The organism is Pantoea ananatis LMG 2665, from assembly GCF_000710035.2.
Lineage (GTDB): Bacteria > Pseudomonadota > Gammaproteobacteria > Enterobacterales > Enterobacteriaceae > Pantoea > Pantoea ananatis.
The window spans coordinates 255,298-274,718 of sequence record NZ_JMJJ01000001.1 but is presented as its reverse complement, the minus strand read 5'-3'; the positions used below and the strand labels follow the sequence as shown (position 1 = coordinate 274,718).

The 19,421-nt window shown below is 52.4% G+C and carries 12 protein-coding genes; 2 read left to right on the top strand and 10 right to left on the bottom strand.

Annotation, left to right across the window (positions count from 1 at the left end; genetic code table 11):
* Positions 1-1,173: a nucleotide disphospho-sugar-binding domain-containing protein gene (locus EL29_RS01170; protein ID WP_022622250.1), complete on the top strand. Its 1,173-nt coding sequence runs from the start codon at positions 1-3 to the stop codon at positions 1,171-1,173.
* A 52-nt stretch (positions 1,174-1,225) separates the two neighbouring features.
* Here EL29_RS01170 and EL29_RS01165 read toward each other — a convergent pair whose 3' ends face one another.
* From EL29_RS01165 to EL29_RS01140, 6 genes are all read right to left on the bottom strand, one after another.
* Positions 1,226-2,773: a methyl-accepting chemotaxis protein gene (locus tag EL29_RS01165; RefSeq protein ID WP_014606568.1), complete on the bottom strand. Its 1,548-nt coding sequence runs from the start codon at positions 2,771-2,773 to the stop codon at positions 1,226-1,228.
* A 609-nt stretch (positions 2,774-3,382) separates the two neighbouring features.
* The gene (dtnK, locus tag EL29_RS01160) at positions 3,383-4,651 is read right to left on the bottom strand and encodes a D-threonate kinase (protein ID WP_028714822.1); all 1,269 of its coding nucleotides are present in this window, start codon (positions 4,649-4,651) and stop codon (positions 3,383-3,385) included.
* Positions 4,651-5,607, bottom strand: coding sequence for a 2-keto-3-deoxygluconate permease (locus tag EL29_RS01155; RefSeq protein WP_139366895.1), 957 nt, complete (start codon positions 5,605-5,607; stop codon positions 4,651-4,653). Before EL29_RS01155 ends, dtnK begins: the two co-directional genes overlap by 1 nt.
* Positions 5,608-5,758: 151 nt before the next feature.
* Positions 5,759-6,121, bottom strand: a complete 363-nt coding sequence (yacL, locus tag EL29_RS01150) for a protein YacL (protein ID WP_013024643.1) — start codon at positions 6,119-6,121, stop codon at positions 5,759-5,761.
* A 158-nt stretch (positions 6,122-6,279) separates the two neighbouring features.
* Entirely contained in the window at positions 6,280-8,877 is a 2,598-nt protein-coding gene (gene acnB, locus EL29_RS01145) for a bifunctional aconitate hydratase 2/2-methylisocitrate dehydratase (protein WP_085980279.1), read from the bottom strand.
* 245 nt (positions 8,878-9,122) lie between these two features.
* Complete coding sequence (locus EL29_RS01140; RefSeq protein WP_013024641.1) at positions 9,123-10,121, bottom strand: aldo/keto reductase; 999 nt, start codon at positions 10,119-10,121, stop codon at positions 9,123-9,125.
* A 97-nt stretch (positions 10,122-10,218) separates the two neighbouring features.
* Here EL29_RS01140 and EL29_RS01135 point away from each other — a divergent pair, with 97 nt between their 5' ends.
* Positions 10,219-11,139, top strand: coding sequence for a LysR family transcriptional regulator (locus EL29_RS01135; RefSeq protein ID WP_028714821.1), 921 nt, complete (start codon positions 10,219-10,221; stop codon positions 11,137-11,139).
* A gap of 620 nt (positions 11,140-11,759) precedes the next feature.
* Here the strand turns inward: EL29_RS01135 and lpdA are convergent.
* From lpdA to pdhR, 4 genes are all read right to left on the bottom strand, one after another.
* A complete protein-coding gene (gene lpdA / locus EL29_RS01130) occupies positions 11,760-13,184 on the bottom strand; it encodes a dihydrolipoyl dehydrogenase (protein ID WP_028714820.1) in 1,425 nt (474 codons plus the stop codon).
* Between the two features lie 283 nt (positions 13,185-13,467).
* Positions 13,468-15,372 (bottom strand): pyruvate dehydrogenase complex dihydrolipoyllysine-residue acetyltransferase, encoded by a 1,905-nt coding sequence (gene aceF / locus EL29_RS01125; RefSeq protein ID WP_014606576.1) that lies wholly within the window; start codon positions 15,370-15,372, stop codon positions 13,468-13,470.
* Between the two features lie 14 nt (positions 15,373-15,386).
* Entirely contained in the window at positions 15,387-18,053 is a 2,667-nt protein-coding gene (gene aceE / locus EL29_RS01120; RefSeq protein ID WP_014592928.1) for a pyruvate dehydrogenase (acetyl-transferring), homodimeric type, read from the bottom strand.
* 102 nt (positions 18,054-18,155) lie between these two features.
* A complete protein-coding gene (pdhR, locus tag EL29_RS01115) occupies positions 18,156-18,920 on the bottom strand; it encodes a pyruvate dehydrogenase complex transcriptional repressor PdhR (RefSeq protein WP_013024636.1) in 765 nt (254 codons plus the stop codon).
* Positions 18,921-19,421: the final 501 nt, after the last annotated feature.

The following is a 19,421-nucleotide window of genomic DNA, read 5'->3' as shown; positions in this document are numbered from 1 at the left end:
ATGAAAGTGATCATTGGCGCACTCGGCTCAGCTGGCGATGTCTTTCCCTGTATTGAAATTGGATCGCTTCTGAAAGAAAAAAATCATGATGTTTATTTGCTCGCTAACGATTACTTCAGGTCAGAAGCCGTTTCTCGCGGACTTTCCTTTGTTGCGGTGGGCGATAAAGAAACGTACGTCAACGCGGTACAGGACCGTTCGCTGTGGGAAAAAAAGCACTCTCTGAAACGTATCTCACACTATATGGCGGAACAGCAGGAAGCCATGTTCAATGCCATGAGCGCCCTTGTGGATGATGACTGCATTATCATTCATTCTTTATGGTGCTTCGCTGCAAAAGCGGTAAGTGACAAATACCAGATTAAGAAATATGCAATCAGCCTGACCAATTCAAATTTAAAATTGCAGCCCGGGCGCGTGATTAACGCGCTGGAAAAAGGCCTGCGAGTGAATCTGAACTGGAAACTGGCCTTATTTCAACGCGCACTGGTGTCACCCGCACTTCAGGATACGCTGGACAAATTACGCCGCGACAATCACCTGCCCGCCTGTCGAAATATTTATGCTGACTGGGTGAGCGGTGGACAGCGTTCGATCGTGTTATATGAACCCTGGTTCTATCAGAAAAAAGCGCATAACGGGTTTTACGCTGGTTTTATGCTTAATAAAAGCCGTGCATCAACGGATGACGAACAGATTACCGCCTTTATTGACTCCCGGACGGTGGTATTTTTTACCAGTTGGGCACTGGCTGAGAAAAAGTCCGTTAGCCAGATATTGCAGGACTTAAAAGCTGAGGGGTTAAAATGCGTACTTGTTACGCCAACAGCAACCGCCTTGTCGGTGAACGATGACGTGATGACCGTACCTCAACTGAATATTGCCCTTGTCGAAACGTGCTTATTTGCCATTCATCATGGCGGTATTGGCACCACCGCGCAGTTACTCAAGAATGGCGTTCCCCAACTGATCTATCCCCGCGCGTTCGATCAGTTTGAAAACGCCCGTGCACTTGAGCGGCTGGCCTGTGGGCTGAAAGGAAAAGGGATAAAGGAAATCCGGAAAATGGCGGCGCTTTCACGCCATAAGAAACATAATTGCGATTACTACGCGGCGCAATTTGATAAAGCGGGCAATAAAAGTCACGAACTGGAAAACTTTCTGACCCGTTAAGCCATCCGGCACAGCCAGCCAGGCATGATTTACCCTGGCTGGCCGATGGGCATCAGATCTGAAACGCGGCCGTTAATACTCTCAGGCTCCTTGCCTGTTCCGTTAACGACTGGGATGCAGAAGCGGACTGTTCGACCAACGCCGCGTTGCTCTGCGTTACGCTGTCCATTTGGGTCACAGCCACGCTGACCTGCGAAACGCCCTGCATTTGTTCTACCGATGCCAGAGCCAGCCCATCCATATATTGTGCCAGCGAGGCGACCTCGCTCGCGGCTTTAAGAATACTGTGTGCCGTATTATCTGCCGCTTTTACGCCTTTCTCGACGCCACTGACGGCTTCTTCAATCAGGGTGCCGATTTCTCGTGACGACGAGGCGCTGCGTTGAGCCAGCGTCCGAACTTCGCTCGCCACCACGGCAAAACCGCGACCATGTTCACCTGCTCTTGCTGCTTCAACGGCGGCATTCAGCGCCAGAATGTTCGTCTGAAACGCGATGCTCTGAATGACCGCCGTAATCTCTTTGACCTTGGCCGCACTCACCGAAATGCTGTGCATGGTCTGACTCATTTCATTGACGGCTTTTTCACTGGCGCGGGTCAGCGATTCCGTCTCGCGAGCCGAAGAGGCGGTGGATTCTGCGACGGAAGTGTTATTGCGCACGGTAGCGGTAATCTGCTCCATACTGGCTGCCGTCTGCTGCAACGCGGCAGCCTGCTCTTCCGTGCGGGAAGAGAGCTCTGTATTTCCCTGTGCAATTTCGCTGGCTGCCAGTTCAACCGACGCAGCGGAATCTTTGATCTGAGAAACCAGTGTCCGCAGATGATTTTGCATATTGGCCAGCGCCGCAAGCAGCTTGCCGGTCTCATCCTTTCGATCCACGGTAATGACGGAGGTCAGGTCGCCCCGGGCGATGGTATCAGCCGTATTCACCGCCAGCGTCAGAGGACGGGAAATGCTACGGGAAATAAGCAGTCCCAGCACCAATGAGATGGCTGTCGAAAGCACCAGCCCGCCTGTTAACGTCATTCTGGTCTTTGTACGCTCAGTGATTAACTCGTCTGCACGGGCCTGCAGCAACGATTTTTCAGTGGCAATCATTGACTCAATGACAGAGCGCATCGCATCCATTTGAACTTTCCCTTCACCCGAGGCAAAGAGCTCAAAAAAGCGCTGCTGATCCAGCGAGCCCTGATTCAGGCGTTCGCGCGCATCGATCACCTTTTGGGCATAGGTTTCCAGCCAGGCCTTTTGTCTGTTTTCCAAATCAACTAAACGTTTCTGCTGTTCCGGATTATCCTGAGTCAGCTGATGCGTACTCTCTATATATCGACTGAACGCCTGTTTTCCTTCATTAAACGGGACCAGCATCTGCGGTTTGCCGTTGAGCGCAAAACCACGCACCCCCGTCTCCATATTAAGCAGGTTTTCGGTGGCCTTGTTTAATCCTTCAACAACCTGATAAGTATGAATATTAAGCTGGCTGGCTTGTGTTACCCGGCCAAACCCGGCATAAAACAGGCCACAAACGACAATCATGACCAGCGTAATCGCGCCAAATGCAATATAGAGTCGTGTTCTGATAGATGTGTTGCTGAGCATAATTTCTCCGCGAGTGGAAAAAAATAAATAAATTCCATTAATTAACTGAGACTAATGGCAAAAACATTAACAATCAGGCATGTAAATTTAATGAAAAGCCTGTTAACGCACCCAAAAATGAGTGACGCCAATATAAACGCATTAATGTCCAGTTGATTATTAACGCAGTTGCTGAAATTTCCACTGCGTTACCTTTTTAATTTTAAGCCACTTCAAAAAATCGCAGAGATGCTTATCTATCACTATGCAGCTTCAGCGGAGCGTGAATTAACCCACCGAAATAAAAGAGATTAAAATCAAAGACTTTTAAAAGAGATGAGAATGAAAATGCTTACAACATTGCGTTGAAGGAATAAAGTGCAACGTTAATTTGACTTAGCGCCATCGCATTATTAACCAATTAAATGTTATCACTCATGTCAAAACCGCCTGTCATCTCCTCATCTTTTTGGTGAAAGGTTATATTTTAATAAAACAGAACATCGCGCGCGGCGTTAAATATTGCCCTGTACCCCGTGCTCTTAATACAAATCAGCCCTACCTTGTGCTCTCTGAAATCGATTTTAACCTGCACATCGACTGCAACGTCGCCGATGTACAGGCCCGGGCTTAGGGTTGGAGATACAACTCTTCTATGTAGTGCAGGGCTTCGCATAGCGTACTGTCTGTGCCAAATCCCCCCGCCTTGGTAATAACCGGCAGGTCATCAATTTCACTGTTCACGAAGGTGCCGCAGGGGATACAGGGAGCGACTTCGCTCTGAATACGATAACCTTCAGCGCCCAATGCGTTAGCCACCGCAATAGCGATGTCCCCACCGGTGAGAAACAGGCCGCCGGTACGAGCACGATCGAGAATCGCCAACGTGATTTCTCCCAGCCGCTGACTCAGCTTTTCACCTAAGGCTTCTCGACTCAGTTCGTAGTGCGCGGTCAGAGCATCAATCTGATTACGATCGTCAACGCTGCTGCTGGTCTGAAGAACACAGTGCCTGTTCTGCATCAGAATCTCGCACGCCTGGGCCACGATATGTTCGCACTCATCTTTAGGCCCCAGAAGGGTTTGTACCGCTATTCTGACAACGTCAACGCGTCCTGAGCGCTGCGCCTGCTCAACCTGACGTCGGGTCATTTCACTCATTGAGCCTGCCACCACCAATACGGGCAGAGTTTGATGCATAGTCATGTAACTTTCAGCCGGAAGTGCATTCGCCAGCCCCGCCGCACCGACCAATAAAGGGGGCTGGGTCATGGCCAGGGCGGCCTGGGCAATTAGCGTCAGATCGTTATCATTTTCGGCATCCATGACCACGATGCCCCCTCCCTGCCGGGCCAGACTTTCAAGCCGGGCACGTAGCTCACCGCCTCTTACCACGTCCAGCGACATTTCACTCACCGGCAGATGAGTCTGTAAGCCGATAAGCGTACTGATCCGCGACGAAATAATCGGGGTGCGAGGATCGCTGGCAAACTCTGTCTCCAGTAACGGACGCTGGTGCACCAGGCACTCACCCTGGCGCGTGGTGCGGCCTGCCGAAGGTATGGCCGCGGCAACGATCGCCAGCGTGGCACCACTTGCCGCCATAGCCGCGGCAATCTCCGCCCCGGGGTTCCCCCGCAAGGTCGAGTCGATTTTTTTATAAATCAGTACGTTATTTTGCGTCGTGCCCAGCCAGGCAGAAAGCGCCTGAGTAACGGCAATGCTCGCCTGCTCTGCGCTAAGCGCCCGGCTATCCGTGTTGATGACGAGTACATCAGTCCGCCGCGAGGGTTTCTGCTGTGGCGTCAGCATCACTTCGGTGCGTGCGCCCTTTTTGGCCAACTGGACACCGGTATCGTTTGCGCCCGTAAAATCGTCGGCGATGACAAGCATTTTCATCATAACTTCTCCGTGGATGACAGCGATCGCTGCTGATTACTCTTTGCCACCCATGAGGTCAGCATGGGCGTTAAAATTGCGGTAACAATGACGGACGTCGCGACCAGCGGCGTGGCCGACGCAACGACGTCCGCCAGGGCGGGATCGGCGTGAGCAATAGCAACAGGCGTGGCGACAGCATTGCCCGCCGTGCTGGATGCCGCCGCGCCGGCAATTCCGCTGCCACCTAACAAGCGATCGACTTTTATATTAAAGAAGCCGCCGACGAGCGTGGTTAAGCTCCCCAGAACAATGCCAGCCAGCCCGCCTTTGAGCAGCATGGCAAAATCAATGCTGGCGCCCAACGCAAAGGCAAAGAAGGGAATCAGTATCGGGCCGCCCTGAGACAAAAAATCGCGCATTTTTGGATCGAGATTACCGAGCAACATGCCCAGCAGCATGGGGACGATCACCACCACCACCGACATGACAGGAATATTTGCCATCCCTGCCGCGCCCAGGGCAATCATGGTGAGTACCGGACCATCGTTAAGGGAGATCACGGGGGTCGCGCCGACTTCATTGTCCTGGCCAAACTCCCCCGCGAGCGCAGCATAAAGGCCGCCATTCGTATTGCTCATGGCCGAAATGACGGCGACCGACGTCAGTCCCCACAGCCCCTCCGCGCCAAAAAAGGTATCCACAGCAAAGCCCACGGCCACAGCAACAAGAAACTTGCTTGCCGTGACGCCACCGCCTATCAACAAGGCTTTGGGTGCCGCTTTGATATATATCCCTGCGCCCATACAAAACAAAAATGCCCCAATCAGAGCAGGTGCACCTTCTTTAAAAAGCGCGGTGGTAAAGCCGCCCACCTGTAAGGCTTCGGGCGCGAGCGTATTCACGATGGCCCCTAAAACCAGCGGGACAACCATCATACCGCCCGGGATTTTTTCAACTGTTGCTTTAATATCCATATTATCACCATTATGATTAATTATAATCACCATGATGATATTAAATCATTAAGAGGAAAATTGCGGCATGAATCGCAGAATAGCGCGCGGTTAGTTGAGCATAATCAATCAATACGGAGGGGAACCACAGGGCCTGCAATACTCACCGGTATTATCTGTTTTGCATGAAGCGCCGCCAGGCAGCAATGACCGCCAGAAAATCCTCCATACCGCAGAAGCACAAGCTTTCTTCGTCGTAATAATTCATGCCCTCTTCCATTTCATCGCCTTCAAAATTCAGCGTATTCGCGCGGACAATCACCTCTTCGTCATCCATCCACAGCGTGTATTCCCGCCCGATACGTTGCCACTGACGTTCACTTCCTTTTAATTTATGGGCTTCCGCTTCTACCTCATCCAGCACGCTGGCATCGTGCTCGACCTCTTCATTAAACCAGTGGCCCAGTGCTTCATGTCCCATCGACATACGAACTTTCACTTTGCCCGTGATGTCACGTAGAAATTCATACTCCATGATCTTATCTCTTTATCAGTCACTCGCGCTGTTATACCGCTATTTTCATTACCATGCACCTGCTTAGCGCACACATCCGGCTTCCTTCAGGACACTTTTCAGGCATAAAAAAAGAGGAACGCCAGAGCGTCCCTCTTAAATGGACCAACGGTCAGCAATCAGACGGCGGTCTGGAAAATCACGCCATCCGCTTTTTCAGTGTACTGGCTCAACTGGTCAAAGTTGAGATAGCGATAGGTATCGCTAGCCGTTTTATCCACCTGCGCCATAAACTGCTGATACTCATCTGGCGTTGGCAGCTTACCTAACAGTGATGAGACCGCCGCCAGCTCCGCAGAAGCCAGGTAGACGTTAGCCCCTGTACCCAAACGGTTCGGGAAGTTACGGGTTGAGGTCGAAACGACCGTTGCGCCATCGGCGACACGTGCCTGGTTACCCATGCACAGTGAACAACCCGGGATCTCGATACGCGCACCGCTCTTACCGAACACGCTGTAGTAGCCTTCTTCCGTCAGCTGTGCCGCATCCATTTTGGTCGGTGGTGCGACCCACAAACGGGTTGGCAGCTGGCCTTTGTGGCTGTCCAGCAACTTACCTGCCGCGCGGAAGTGACCGATGTTGGTCATGCACGAACCGATAAAGACTTCATCAATCTTCTCGCCCTGCACATCTGACAGCAGACGCGCATCGTCGGGATCGTTTGGCGCGCACAGAATCGGCTCTTTGATCTCCGCCAGATCGATGTCAATCACCGCAGCATATTCTGCATCGGCGTCGGCTTCGAGCAGCTGTGGATCCGCCAGCCATTTCTCCATGCCTTCGATACGGCGCTCAAGCGTACGACGATCGCCGTAGCCTTCTGAGATCATCCATTTCAGCAGGACAATGTTAGATGTCAGATACTCTTTGATCGGCGCCTGATCCAGCTTGATGGTACAGCCTGCAGCAGAACGCTCAGCAGACGCATCGGTCAGTTCGAACGCCTGCTCCACTTTCAGATCGGGCAGACCTTCAATTTCAAGGATGCGACCGGAGAAGATGTTCTTCTTGCCTTTCTTCTCAACGGTTAACAGGCCCTGCTTAATCGCATACAGCGGAATGGCGTGAACCAGATCGCGCAGCGTAATGCCGGGCTGCATTTTACCTTTGAAACGTACCAGTACCGATTCCGGCATATCCAGTGGCATAACGCCGGTCGCTGCCGCAAAGGCAACCAGACCCGAACCTGCCGGGAAGGAAATACCGATTGGGAAGCGGGTGTGGGAATCGCCACCGGTGCCGACGGTATCCGGCAGCAGCATACGGTTCAGCCAGGAGTGAATCACGCCATCCCCCGGACGCAGGGAAACGCCGCCACGGTTCATGATGAAGTCTGGCAGCGTGTGGTGTGTGTTCACATCGACTGGCTTAGGATAAGCCGCCGTGTGACAGAACGACTGCATCACCAGATCGGCAGAGAAGCCCAGACATGCCAGGTCTTTCAGCTCGTCGCGGGTCATAGGACCGGTGGTATCCTGCGAGCCCACCGAGGTCATTTTCGGTTCGCAATAGGCACCCGGACGGACGCCGTCAACGCCACAGGCGCGGCCAACCATTTTCTGCGCCAGTGAGTAGCCGCGTGAGCTTTCCGCCACGTCTTTCGCGATACGGAACACGGTGCTGACAGGCAGCCCCAGGGATTCACGCGCTTTGCTGGTCAGGCCACGACCGATGATCAGTGGAATACGGCCACCGGCACGCACTTCATCAATCAGCACGTCGGTTTTCAGTTCAAAACTGGCCAGCAGATCGCCGGTTTCGTGATTGCGCACTTCGCCTTTAAACGGATAGATATCAATGACATCACCCATATTCAGGTCGTTCACATCCACTTCGATCGGCAGCGCGCCGGCATCTTCCATGGTGTTGAAGAAGATAGGCGCAATCTTGCCGCCCAGAACAACACCACCGCCTTTTTTATTCGGCACGTTAGGGATGTCATCGCCCATAAACCACAGCACCGAGTTGGTGGCCGATTTACGGGATGAACCTGTGCCCACAACGTCGCCCACATAGGCCAGCGGGAAACCTTTAGCCTGCAGTGCTTCGATCTGTTTGATCGGACCGATGTTGCCTGACTCATCCGGCTCAATGCCTTCACGGGCATTTTTCAGCATCGCCAGGGCATGCAGTGGGATATCAGGACGTGACCAGGCATCCGGTGCCGGAGACAGGTCATCGGTGTTGGTTTCACCCGTGACTTTGAAAACCGTAACGGTAATTTTTTCAGCCAGCTCAGGACGTGACAGATACCATTCGGCATCCGCCCACGACTGCATCACCTGCTTCGCGTGTGGATTGCCTGCTTTGGCTTTTTCTTCAACGTCGTAAAAGCTGTCAAACATCAGCAACGTGTGGGAAAGCGCTTTTGCCGCAATCGGTGCGAGTTTCGCATCATCTAATGCTTCAATCAGAGGATGGATGTTGTAGCCGCCCTGCATGGTACCGAGCAGTTCAACAGCTTTTTCAGGAGATACCAGAGGAGAGGTTGTTTCGCCTTTGGCGACAGCAGCCAGGAAACCTGCTTTAACATACGCCGCTTCATCGACGCCGGGTGGTACGCGGTTGACCAACAAATCGGTCAAAAATTCTTCTTCACCCGCAGGTGGATTTTTTAGCAGTTCAACCAGCGCGGCCATTTGGGAAGCATCTAATGGCTTAGGTACGATCCCTTGGGCAGCACGCTCGGCAACGTGCTTACGGTATTCTTCTAGCACGACGTTCTCCTCGCTCTCATTGTATGGGTTTCCGGTGCACCCTGATGACAACGCATTCCATGAGTAGGGTAAGGTGCCCGGTTCCGCGTGGGGCAGCATAGCAGGATTTAACCGCCTTGTTAATCTGTTTACAAAAAAGCAACATTAGGGTTTTCTGTAGCAGAATGCGCTAACTAATCCGGTGTAAACGGAAAAAAAGCAGGGCGTAAAGCCCCGCCTGCTAACACAGTCATACCCGATTACGTTTAGCGGTCGATCATACCGTATTCTGCATTGGCGTAGCGCTCACCGCGAATGTTTTCCGGGGCAAACACAGTATCCAGCATGTCGATGTCGACCTTTTTCAGCGCAACTGACGCGGCGGCACAGTTTTCTTCCAGATGGTGGACTTTGCTTGCTCCCGGAATAGGCACGATATCCTCACCCTTCGCTAAAACCCACGCCAGTGCCAGTTGAGCCGCAGAAATACCATAACCCCGCGCCATCTCCATCAGTTGATCCACTAACTTTTGGTTATGTTGCTGTGACTGCTGCTGGAAACGCGGCAAGCCACGGCGGAAATCATGCGGATCAAGGTCGGTCACCGCTGCCAGCTTACCGGTCAGAAAACCGCGGCCCAGAGGGCTGTATGGCACGAAACCGACGTTAAGTTCGCGGCAGGTAGCAAGAATGCCCTGCTCGGGGTCGCGAGTCCAAAGTGAGTACTCGCTTTGTAAGGCCGAAATCGGATGTACGGCACAGGCACGGCGCAGCGTGGCGGCAGACACTTCCGACAGGCCGAGGTAGCGCACTTTTCCCTCATTAATTAAATCTGCCATCGTGCCCACCACGTCTTCGATCGGCACCGCGGGATCGAAACGATGTTGATAAAGCAGGTCAATATGATCGGTGCCGAGACGCGTCAAAGATCCTTCTACTGCCTCGCGAATATGCTGTGGCTGACTGTTCACACCGGTCATGTTCTCCCAGCCCTGACCGGCACCGCTAATGCTAAAACCAAATTTCGTCGCAACGGTCACGCTATCACGGCGGCCTTTAAGGGCTTTTGCAATCAGCGCTTCGTTTGTGAAGGGCCCGTAGATCTCAGCGGTATCCAGAAAATTAATGCCCAGTTCAAATGCGCGGGAGAGCGTATTCAATGCCTGCGACTCATCCGTGTTGCCATAGGCGAAGGTCATGCCCATGCAGCCCAGCCCGAGTGCCGATACCTGTAAACCCTGATTACCTAATTGACGTTGTTGCATGACATCTTCCTCATTATTGCGATGTTATTGTTATAATCCTCATCAATCGCAACAACAATTGTGCTTAATTTTCTAATTCAGTGAGAAAAACTCATCAATGACGCTATACCGGGCAACGCTTCAGGAACTGGAAATGTTTTGTGCGATTGCGCACCATCGTAGCTTTCGCAAAGCCGCGCAGGCGCGTAACGTCACGCCCTCGGCACTCAGCCATGCAATGCGCCATTTCGAGCAGCGGCTCGGCGTGAGGCTGCTTAACCGCACCACTCGCAACGTTTCCCTGACCGAAGCGGGCGCGCATTTTCTCCAGCGTATTCAACCCGCGCTGGTCGAACTCTCTCAGGCCGTGGATGAACTTAATGACTGGCGGGCGCGTCCACACGGCAAGCTGAAACTCAATATGCCGCGTTCTGCTGAAACACTGTTCTTTGAAAGCTTGATTCTGCCGTTTATCCAGCGCTATCCGGAAATCACGCTGGAAATTGACAGTAATGATGCGCTGGTCGATATTCTGGAAGCGGGTTTTGATGCAGGCATTCGCTATGGCGATGTGCTGGCACAGGATATGATTGCCCTGCCCTTTGGCCCGGCAATGCGCACTCTGGTTGTCGCAAGCCCGGCCTTAATCGAACGTCATGGCGCACCACAAACGCCGGATGAACTGCTTGCATTTCCCTGCATCGAACGCCGCTTCCCCAGTGGCCGACGCTATCGCTGGGAATTCTGGCACGCGGGGCAAAGGCAGGAGGTTGCGGTCAGTGGCCCGCTGGTGCTGGATAACAACGAGCGGATTTTGCAGGCCGCCCTTTCAGGGGCAGGGATCGCCTTCTTACAGGAAGCCGTGGTCAGCGCCCATCTGCAGCGCGGCGCACTCGTTGAACTGCTCAGTGGCTTTACCCAACATGCAGATGGCTTCTGGCTGTATTATCCTGGCAGGCGTTATGTCTCTGCGCCGTTGCGGCATTTTATTGACTGGCTACGCCTTAATAATAACGAAGCAGGCAATCATAAAAATTGAATAACAACGCGATCTCGCGTTAAAAAAATTAAAAAGGCGCCAAAAAGTAAATATAAAACCTTTTTAATCAGGACGTATTAACCTCTGACGATCTTATTAATGGTTCACTAAATAATCCAATAAAATATAAAGAGACTCTGAAATAATACATGCGCAGACTGCGGTTGGGCTCATGAATCATTCTGCCTGACGTGAAAATCTGAGGTGGAAAGAGGCAGGAACCGCTCACAATAATTTTAACGCGTGCGAGCGGGGAAACCCTGATACCTCAACACTGCAAGCCCTAACCCCTCTCACGATAAAAATCAAGAGAGGTGCCACCATCAAGTCGAAATACGGTTCGCTTGTTATCAGCGGGTCAATGCTCTTAGGATTACGTTTATCAAATTGACGTTCATTATGTGAACTTCGCCTCAGAATAATGAGTACTGAACTTTCGGCTGTCTTGAATAACGAAACCAGACAGTAAAAAATGCGTTAATGGCGGGATTGACTACGCCATTTTTGCCCGTGTAAAGGTGTTAGCACAGGCGCCCTTTCTTTTATTCCTTTCATTATCCGATTGAATCTAAGCCATAAAAAAACGGCCCCATAAGGGGCCGCTATTTCAGTTCTGAAAATTATTTCTTTTTCGCTTTCGCGTTAGGCAGATCGGTGATGCTGCCTTCAAAGATTTCAGCGGCCAGGCCTACTGACTCATGCAGGGTCGGGTGCGCATGGATGGTCAATGCGATGTCTTCTGCATCACAGCCCATCTCGATGGCCAGACCAATTTCGCCCAGCAGCTCACCGCCGTTAGTACCGACGATGGCGCCACCGATAACGCGATGGGTTTCTTTGTCGAAAATCAGTTTGGTGATACCGTCTGCGCAGTCAGAAGCAATAGCACGGCCGGATGCTGCCCACGGGAATGTGGCAGTTTCATAGCTGATGCCTTTCTCTTTCGCTTCTTTCTCGGTCAGACCAACCCAGGCAACTTCTGGTTCAGTATAGGCAATGGACGGAATCACTTTCGGATCGAAGTAGTGCTTCAGACCTGAAATGACTTCTGCCGCAACGTGGCCTTCATGCACGCCTTTATGCGCCAGCATCGGCTGCCCGACGATATCGCCGATAGCGTAGATGTGCGGCACGTTGGTGCGCATTTGTTTGTCAACGCGGATAAAGCCACGGTCGTCAACCTCAACGCCGGCTTTATCTGCATCCATGCCCTTACCGTTTGGCACGCGACCAATTGCCACCAGAACCGCATCATAACGCTGGGCTTCGCCTGGCGCTTGTTTACCTTCCATTGAAACATAGATACCGTCGTCTTTTGCTTCAACGGCGGTCACCTTAGTTTCCAGCATCAGGTTGAATTTCTTGCTGATACGTTTGGTGAAGACTTTCACCACGTCTTTATCGGCAGCCGGGATAACCTGGTCGAACATTTCAACCACGTCGATCTCTGAACCCAGCGCATGGTAAACCGTCGCCATTTCCAGACCGATAATACCGCCGCCCATGACCAGCAGACGTTTAGGCACTTCTTTCAGTTCCAGCGCATCGGTTGAATCCCACACGCGAGGATCTTCATGAGGAATGAACGGCAGCTCGATTGGGCGTGAGCCCGCAGCGATAATGGCGTTGTCGAAGTTAATGGTGGTTGCACCACCTTCACCTTCAACCACCAGCGTATTCGCACCGGTAAATTTGCCCAGGCCGTTAACAACCTTGACTTTACGACCTTTTGCCATGCCTGACAGACCGCCAGTCAGCTGGTTAATCACCTTCTCTTTCCAGCTGCGGATTTTGTTGATATCCGTTTGCGGCTGACCAAACACAATGCCGTGTTCTTCCAGCGCTTTCGCTTCTTCAATCACTTTGGCAACGTGCAGTAGCGCTTTAGACGGGATACAGCCTACGTTAAGACAGACACCGCCGAGGGTGCTGTAGCGCTCAACCAGTACGGTTTCCAGACCTAAGTCAGCGCAACGAAAAGCTGCAGAGTAACCTGCAGGACCTGCCCCAAGTACCACGACCTGAGTTTTAATCTCTGTACTCATCATGACCTCTTATTGGATTTCCGGCGGGTCAGACGCTGAGCCTATCCCATTAGGCTAGTTAACTGGCCATATTGCGTATGTTGCTACCACCCTACCGTTGACGGGTTTGCGTGGCAGGTACGCAAGCTGACTGCGCCAATTATGCCTAATGGAATAGGCTCATGATGTCCTTATTCCACCGGGACATGTTCACCGCAAGAGTTTACAGAATTGTTAATAAACTGCCAACCGCGGTGCCCTGAATGTTACAAAAAGGCCGGCATTTGCCGGCCTTTTGCGCTTTTTACATAACCAGACGACGAATGTCTGACAGCATATTGCCAATAATGGTAATGAAACGTGCGCCATCTGCACCGTCGATAACGCGGTGATCGAAGGACAGAGAGATTGGCATCATCAGACGTGGTGCAAACTCTTTACCGTTCCACACTGGCTCCATCGCTGACTTTGACACACCAAGGATGGCCACTTCTGGCGCGTTAACAATCGGCGCAAAGTGGGTGGTGCCCAGGCCGCCAAGGCTGGAGATGGTGAAACAGCCGCCCTGCATGTCGCCTGCGGTTAGTTTGCCATCGCGCGCCTTTTTAGAGATCGCCATCAGTTCACGAGACAGTTCTGTGATGCCCTTCTTGTTCACGTCTTTAAAGACCGGAACCACCAGGCCGTTTGGCGTATCCACCGCCACACCGATGTTGATGTACTTTTTCAACGTCAGCTTCTGCGCATCTTCAGACAGTGAGCTGTTAAAGCGTGGCATCTGCTCAAGCGCCGCCGCCACCGCTTTCATGATGAAGACCACTGGCGTGTATTTCACGTCCAGCTTACGCTTCTCCGCTTCGGCGTTCTGCTGCTTACGGAAAGCTTCAAGCTCGGTAATATCGGTTTTGTCGAAGTGCGTAACGTGTGGGATCATGACCCAGTTACGGCTCAGGTTCGCACCCGAGATTTTCTGGATACGGCCCAGCTCCACTTCTTCAACTTCACCAAACTTACTGAAGTCAACTTTTGGCCATGGCAGCATGCCCGGCAGGCCGCCACCGCTGGCGGCGGCTGGCGCGGCTTCTGCGCGTTTCACGGCATCTTTAACGTAAGCCTGAACGTCTTCTTTCAGAATACGACCTTTACGGCCTGTGCCTTTAACTTTGGCCAGGTTAACGCCAAATTCACGCGCCAGACGACGAATGACCGGGGTAGCGTGAACGTAAGCGTCGTTCTCTGCGAACTCACCTTTGCTCTCTGTTTTAGCGGCGGCAGGTGCTGCTGCGGCTTTCGCTTCAGATTTGGCAGCAGGCGCCGGTGCGGCTTCCTGTTTCGCAGCCGCAGGGGCAGCCGGAGCAGCACCTTCAACTTCGAAGACCATAATCAGTGAGCCGGTGCTGACTTTATCGCCCGTCGCGACTTTCAGCTCTTTGACGATACCCGCAAACGGTGCTGGCACTTCCATAGAGGCTTTGTCGCCTTCAACAACGATCAGTGACTGCTCGGCTTCCACCTTGTCGCCAACCTTAACGAGGATCTCGGTGACTTCAACTTCGTCTCCCCCGATATCCGGAACGTTAACGTCTTTTGCGCCCGCAGCCGCGGCAGGTGCCGATGCCGCTTCTTCTTTCACTTCTGGCTTCGCATCAGAGGCCGGTGCTGCACCTTCTGCTTCAAAGACCATGATGGCTGAACCGGTGCTGACTTTGTCGCCGGTCGCAATGGTGATCTCTTTGACCACACCCGCGAACGGAGCCGGAACTTCCATTGACGCTTTGTCACCTTCGACGACAATAAGTGACTGCTCGGCTTCGACTTTATCGCCAACCTTAACCAGAATCTCAGTGACTTCAACTTCGTCACCGCCGATATCCGGCACAGCAACTTCTTTGCTGGCAGTGGCCGCAGCAGCGGCTGGCGCAGGCGCCGCGTCCGCTTTCTTCTCTTCGGCGGCGGCAGGGGCTGCTTCCGCAGCGCCTTCAGCATCAAACATCATGATCAGCGAACCGGTTTCCACTTTGTCACCGGTTGCGATTTTGATCTCTTTCACCACGCCAGCCTGCGGCGAGGGAACTTCCATAGAGGCTTTATCGCCTTCCACGGTGATCAGCGACTGCTCGGCTTCCACCTTGTCGCCAACCTTGACCAGAATTTCGGTGACTTCAACTTCGTCTGACCCGATATCTGGTACCTTGATTTCAATAGCCATTACTCTGTTACCTCTTAAGCCAGACGCGGGTTAACTTTATCGGCATCGATCTTGAACTTCACGATCGCATCCGCCACGACTTTCTTATCGATTTCGCCACGTTTAGCCAGTTCACCCAGCGCGGCAACCACAACGTAAGATGCATCCACTTCAAAGTGGTGACGCAGATTTTCACGACTGTCAGAGCGGCCAAAGCCATCCGTACCCAGCACGCGGTAATCGCTTGAAGGCACATAGCTGCGAACCTGCTCAGCGAACAGCTTCATGTAGTCGGTGGAGGCCACGGCTGGCGCTTCGTTCATCACCTGAGCGATGTAAGGCACGCGTGGGGCTTCCGTTGGATGCAGCATGTTCCAGCGCTCACAGTCCTGACCATCGCGGGCCAGCTCGGTGAACGAGGTGACGCTGTAAACGTCTGAACCAATGCCGTAATCGGTCGCCAGAATCTGGGCAGCTTCACGCACGTGACGCAGGATAGAGCCTGAACCCAAGAGCTGAACTTTACCTTTGCTACCCTCAACGGTTTCCAGCTTGTAGATACCTTTACGGATACCTTCCTCGGCACCTTTCGGCATCGCTGGCATGTGGTAGTTTTCGTTCAGCGTGGTGATGTAGTAATAAATATTTTCCTGCGCTTCGCCGTACATACGAACCAGACCGTCATGCATGATGACTGCCACTTCGTAGGCATACGACGGATCGTAGGAGATACAGTTAGGGATCGTCAGTGACTGAATATGGCTGTGGCCATCTTCATGCTGCAAACCTTCGCCGTTCAGGGTGGTACGGCCTGATGTACCGCCGACCAGGAAGCCCCGCGCCTGTTGGTCGCCCGCCAGCCACATCAGATCGCCAATACGCTGGAATCCGAACATCGAATAATAGATGTAGAACGGAATCATCGGCAGGTTGTTGGTGCTGTAAGAGGTTGCCGCCGCCAGCCAGGATGATCCTGCGCCCAGCTCGTTAATCCCTTCCTGCAGAATCTGACCTTTCTCGTCTTCTTTATAGTAAGCCACCTGCTCACGGTCCTGCGGTGTGTACTGCTGACCGTTCGGGCTGTAGATACCAATCTGACGGAACAGGCCTTCCATACCGAAAGTACGGGCTTCATCCGCAAGGATAGGCACCAGGCGATCTTTGATCGATTTGTTCTTCAGCATCACATTCAGTGCACGCACGAACGCGATGGTGGTCGAGATTTCTTTGTTCTGCTCTTCCAGCAGCGCACTGAACTCTTCCAGCGCTGGCATTTCCAGCTTTTCAGTGAACTTCGGCTGACGTGATGGCAGGTAACCGCCTAACTTCTCACGCTGGCCGTGCAGATAGTTGTACTCTTCAGAGCCTTTATCGAAGGTGATGTAAGGCAGAGATTCGATCTTGTCGTCTTCGACCGGCACGTTGAAGCGATCGCGGATGTAGCGAACGCCATCCATGTTCATCTTCTTCACCTGGTGCGCGATGTTCTTACCTTCGGCGGTGTCGCCCATACCATAACCTTTAATGGTATGGGCCAGGATCAGAACCGGCTTGCCTTTGGTATCCTGCGCTTTTTTCAGTGCCGCATAGATCTTCTTCGGATCGTGACCACCACGGTTCAGTGCCCAGATTTCATCATCTGACCAGTCTTTCACCAGGGCAGCGGTTTCCGGATATTTGCCGAAGAAGTGCTCACGCACATAGGCACCATCACGTGACTTAAACGTCTGGTAGTCGCCGTCAACGGTTTCGTTCATCAGCTGGATCAGTTTACCGCTGGTGTCATTACGCAGCAGTTCATCCCAACGACCGCCCCAGATAACCTTGATCACTTCCCAGCCAGCACCGGCAAAAATGCCTTCCAGCTCGTTGATGATCTTACCGTTACCGGTGACCGGTCCATCCAGACGCTGCAGGTTACAGTTGATGATGAAAACCAGATTATCCAGTTTTTCACGGGTGGCGATGGTGATCGCACCTTTGGATTCTGGCTCATCCATCTCGCCGTCGCCCAGGAAAGCGTAAACGGTCTGACCGGAGGTATCTTTCAGACCACGGTGTTCCAGATATTTCAGGAATTTAGCCTGGTAGATGGCATTGAGTGGGCCCAGACCCATGGAGACGGTCGGGAACTGCCAGAATTCCGGCATCAGTTTTGGATGCGGATAAGAGGACAGGCCTTTGCCATCCACTTCCTGACGGAAGTTATTCATCTGCTCTTCAGTCAGACGACCTTCCAGGAAAGCACGGGCATAGATACCCGGAGAAATGTGGCCCTGGAAGTACACCAGATCGCCGCCGTCTTTTTCACTGCGCGCGCGGAAGAAGTGGTTAAAACACACTTCATAGATGGTGGCAGAAGACTGGAAGGAGGACATGTGGCCGCCAAGTTCCAGATCTTTCTTCGATGCGCGCAGCACCGACATGATGGCGTTCCAGCGAATGGCGGAACGGATACGACGTTCAAGTGAGGTGTTGCCCGGATAATCCGGTTCATCTTCAACGGCAATAGAGTTGATGTAGTTACTGATTGCGGCAGCACCGCCAGCAACTTTCACACCGCCTTTGCGGGCTGCACTCAGCACCTGATCAATCAGATACTGTGCACGTTCAACACCTTCTTCACGGATGACCGATTCGATCGCCTGTAGCCAGTCACGAGTTTCAATCGGATCCACGTCATTGTGTAAACGTTCTGACATGGGGGTATTCCTTATCTGTGTCTAATACGTTGAAAAATCGGGAGCCTGTTAACGTCAGGGAGACAGGCTCGTCGCACATGTTCGCACGATCTTTGCCGCACGTTATTCCTTACGTTGCTGTAAACGACGCAGGGAGCGTTCTCGACGGCTCTGCTCCCGACTTCTGTCCAGCAAGATTTCCTCAATGAACGCCAGGTGACGGTGTGAAGCCTCGCGTGCTTGTTCCGGCTCACGAGCCACAATCGCCTCGAAAATTCTGGCGCGGTGACCGCTCACTTTCGCCAGCATTTCCCGGCGCGAGTAGAGCAATTCAAAATTCTGTCGAACGTTCTGTTCCAGCATAGGTCCCATTGATCGTAGCAAATGCAAAAGCACGACATTATGGGCTGCTTCTGTGACAGCGATCTGATACTTCATTACTGCGTCTGCTTCAGCGTCGAGATCGCCGCTGTCCTGCGCCTGCTGAATATGAAGATGGCAGTCGCGAATCCGCTGTAAATCCTCTTCTGTACCGCGCAGCGCGGCATAGTAAGCGGCGATGCCTTCTAACGCGTGGCGCGTTTCCAACAGGTCAAACTGCGATTCCGGATGCTCGGCAAGAAGCCCAACGAGAGGATCGCTCACGCTCTGCCAGAGATGTTTCTGTACAAATGTTCCGCCGCCCTGACGGCGTAGTAACAATCCTTTCGCTTCTAAACGCTGGATTGCCTCACGGAGAGACGGACGTGAAACATCGAATTGTTTGGCGAGTTCGCGCTCGGGGAGCAACTTCTCTCCCGGCTGCAGCGTCCCTTCCATAATCAGGGATTCAAGTTGCTGCTCAATGGCATCGGAGAGTTTGGGTTGACGAATCTTAATGTAAGCCATCTTCCCTTCTTAGTGTGCCTGTCTGATAAAGTAAATTGGTAATACCAATTCAAAAAAGGAGCCCGTAAAGTAACAAAGTATTCACCTTGTGTCTATACGGCATCGGTGACATTAAGGTGACGTAAGGCTGTGCTTTTGCATTAACTGTTGAGTTGAAAAGTGGAAAACAGGGTGTTAACTCAATGTTAAATTTTTTCGGGTTTACCTAAAATTACACAAAGCTCCCAGTTAAACCGATTTAGCTCGCTGCGCTTTCCTTTCGCTGCGTTCAGGTTCTTTTTTTACCCACCTCGTCAACATCCCCCTTTTCCGCTGCTTCTTTTTCAGCCAACTCGTAACAGGTAAAGCGAAAGCAGGTGCAAAGCCATGCGCTTATCACTATTCTGGTCGGCAGGTTACAGCTGGCGGCATTACGCAAGTCAGATTCCCTAAAAATATCAGTCTTAAGTGTATTTAATTCTTTACAGTCAGAGCATCCTGCGGCGAAGAATAACAACATCA

What these genes read in the sequence shown, in the direction of transcription:
- EL29_RS01170 (WP_022622250.1), top strand. Translation starts at nt 1, where the DNA reads ATGAAAGTGATCATTGGCGCACTCGGCTCAGCTGGCGATGTCTTTCCC.
- EL29_RS01165 (WP_014606568.1), bottom strand. Translation starts at nt 2,773, where the DNA reads ATGCTCAGCAACACATCTATCAGAACACGACTCTATATTGCATTTGGC.
- dtnK (WP_028714822.1), bottom strand. Translation starts at nt 4,651, where the DNA reads ATGAAAATGCTTGTCATCGCCGACGATTTTACGGGCGCAAACGATACC.
- EL29_RS01155 (WP_139366895.1), bottom strand. Translation starts at nt 5,607, where the DNA reads ATGGATATTAAAGCAACAGTTGAAAAAATCCCGGGCGGTATGATGGTT.
- yacL (WP_013024643.1), bottom strand. Translation starts at nt 6,121, where the DNA reads ATGGAGTATGAATTTCTACGTGACATCACGGGCAAAGTGAAAGTTCGT.
- EL29_RS01140 (WP_013024641.1), bottom strand. Translation starts at nt 10,121, where the DNA reads ATGCAACAACGTCAATTAGGTAATCAGGGTTTACAGGTATCGGCACTC.
- EL29_RS01135 (WP_028714821.1), top strand. Translation starts at nt 10,219, where the DNA reads ATGACGCTATACCGGGCAACGCTTCAGGAACTGGAAATGTTTTGTGCG.
- lpdA (WP_028714820.1), bottom strand. Translation starts at nt 13,184, where the DNA reads ATGAGTACAGAGATTAAAACTCAGGTCGTGGTACTTGGGGCAGGTCCT.
- aceF (WP_014606576.1), bottom strand. Translation starts at nt 15,372, where the DNA reads ATGGCTATTGAAATCAAGGTACCAGATATCGGGTCAGACGAAGTTGAA.
- aceE (WP_014592928.1), bottom strand. Translation starts at nt 18,053, where the DNA reads ATGTCAGAACGTTTACACAATGACGTGGATCCGATTGAAACTCGTGAC.
- pdhR (WP_013024636.1), bottom strand. Translation starts at nt 18,920, where the DNA reads ATGGCTTACATTAAGATTCGTCAACCCAAACTCTCCGATGCCATTGAG.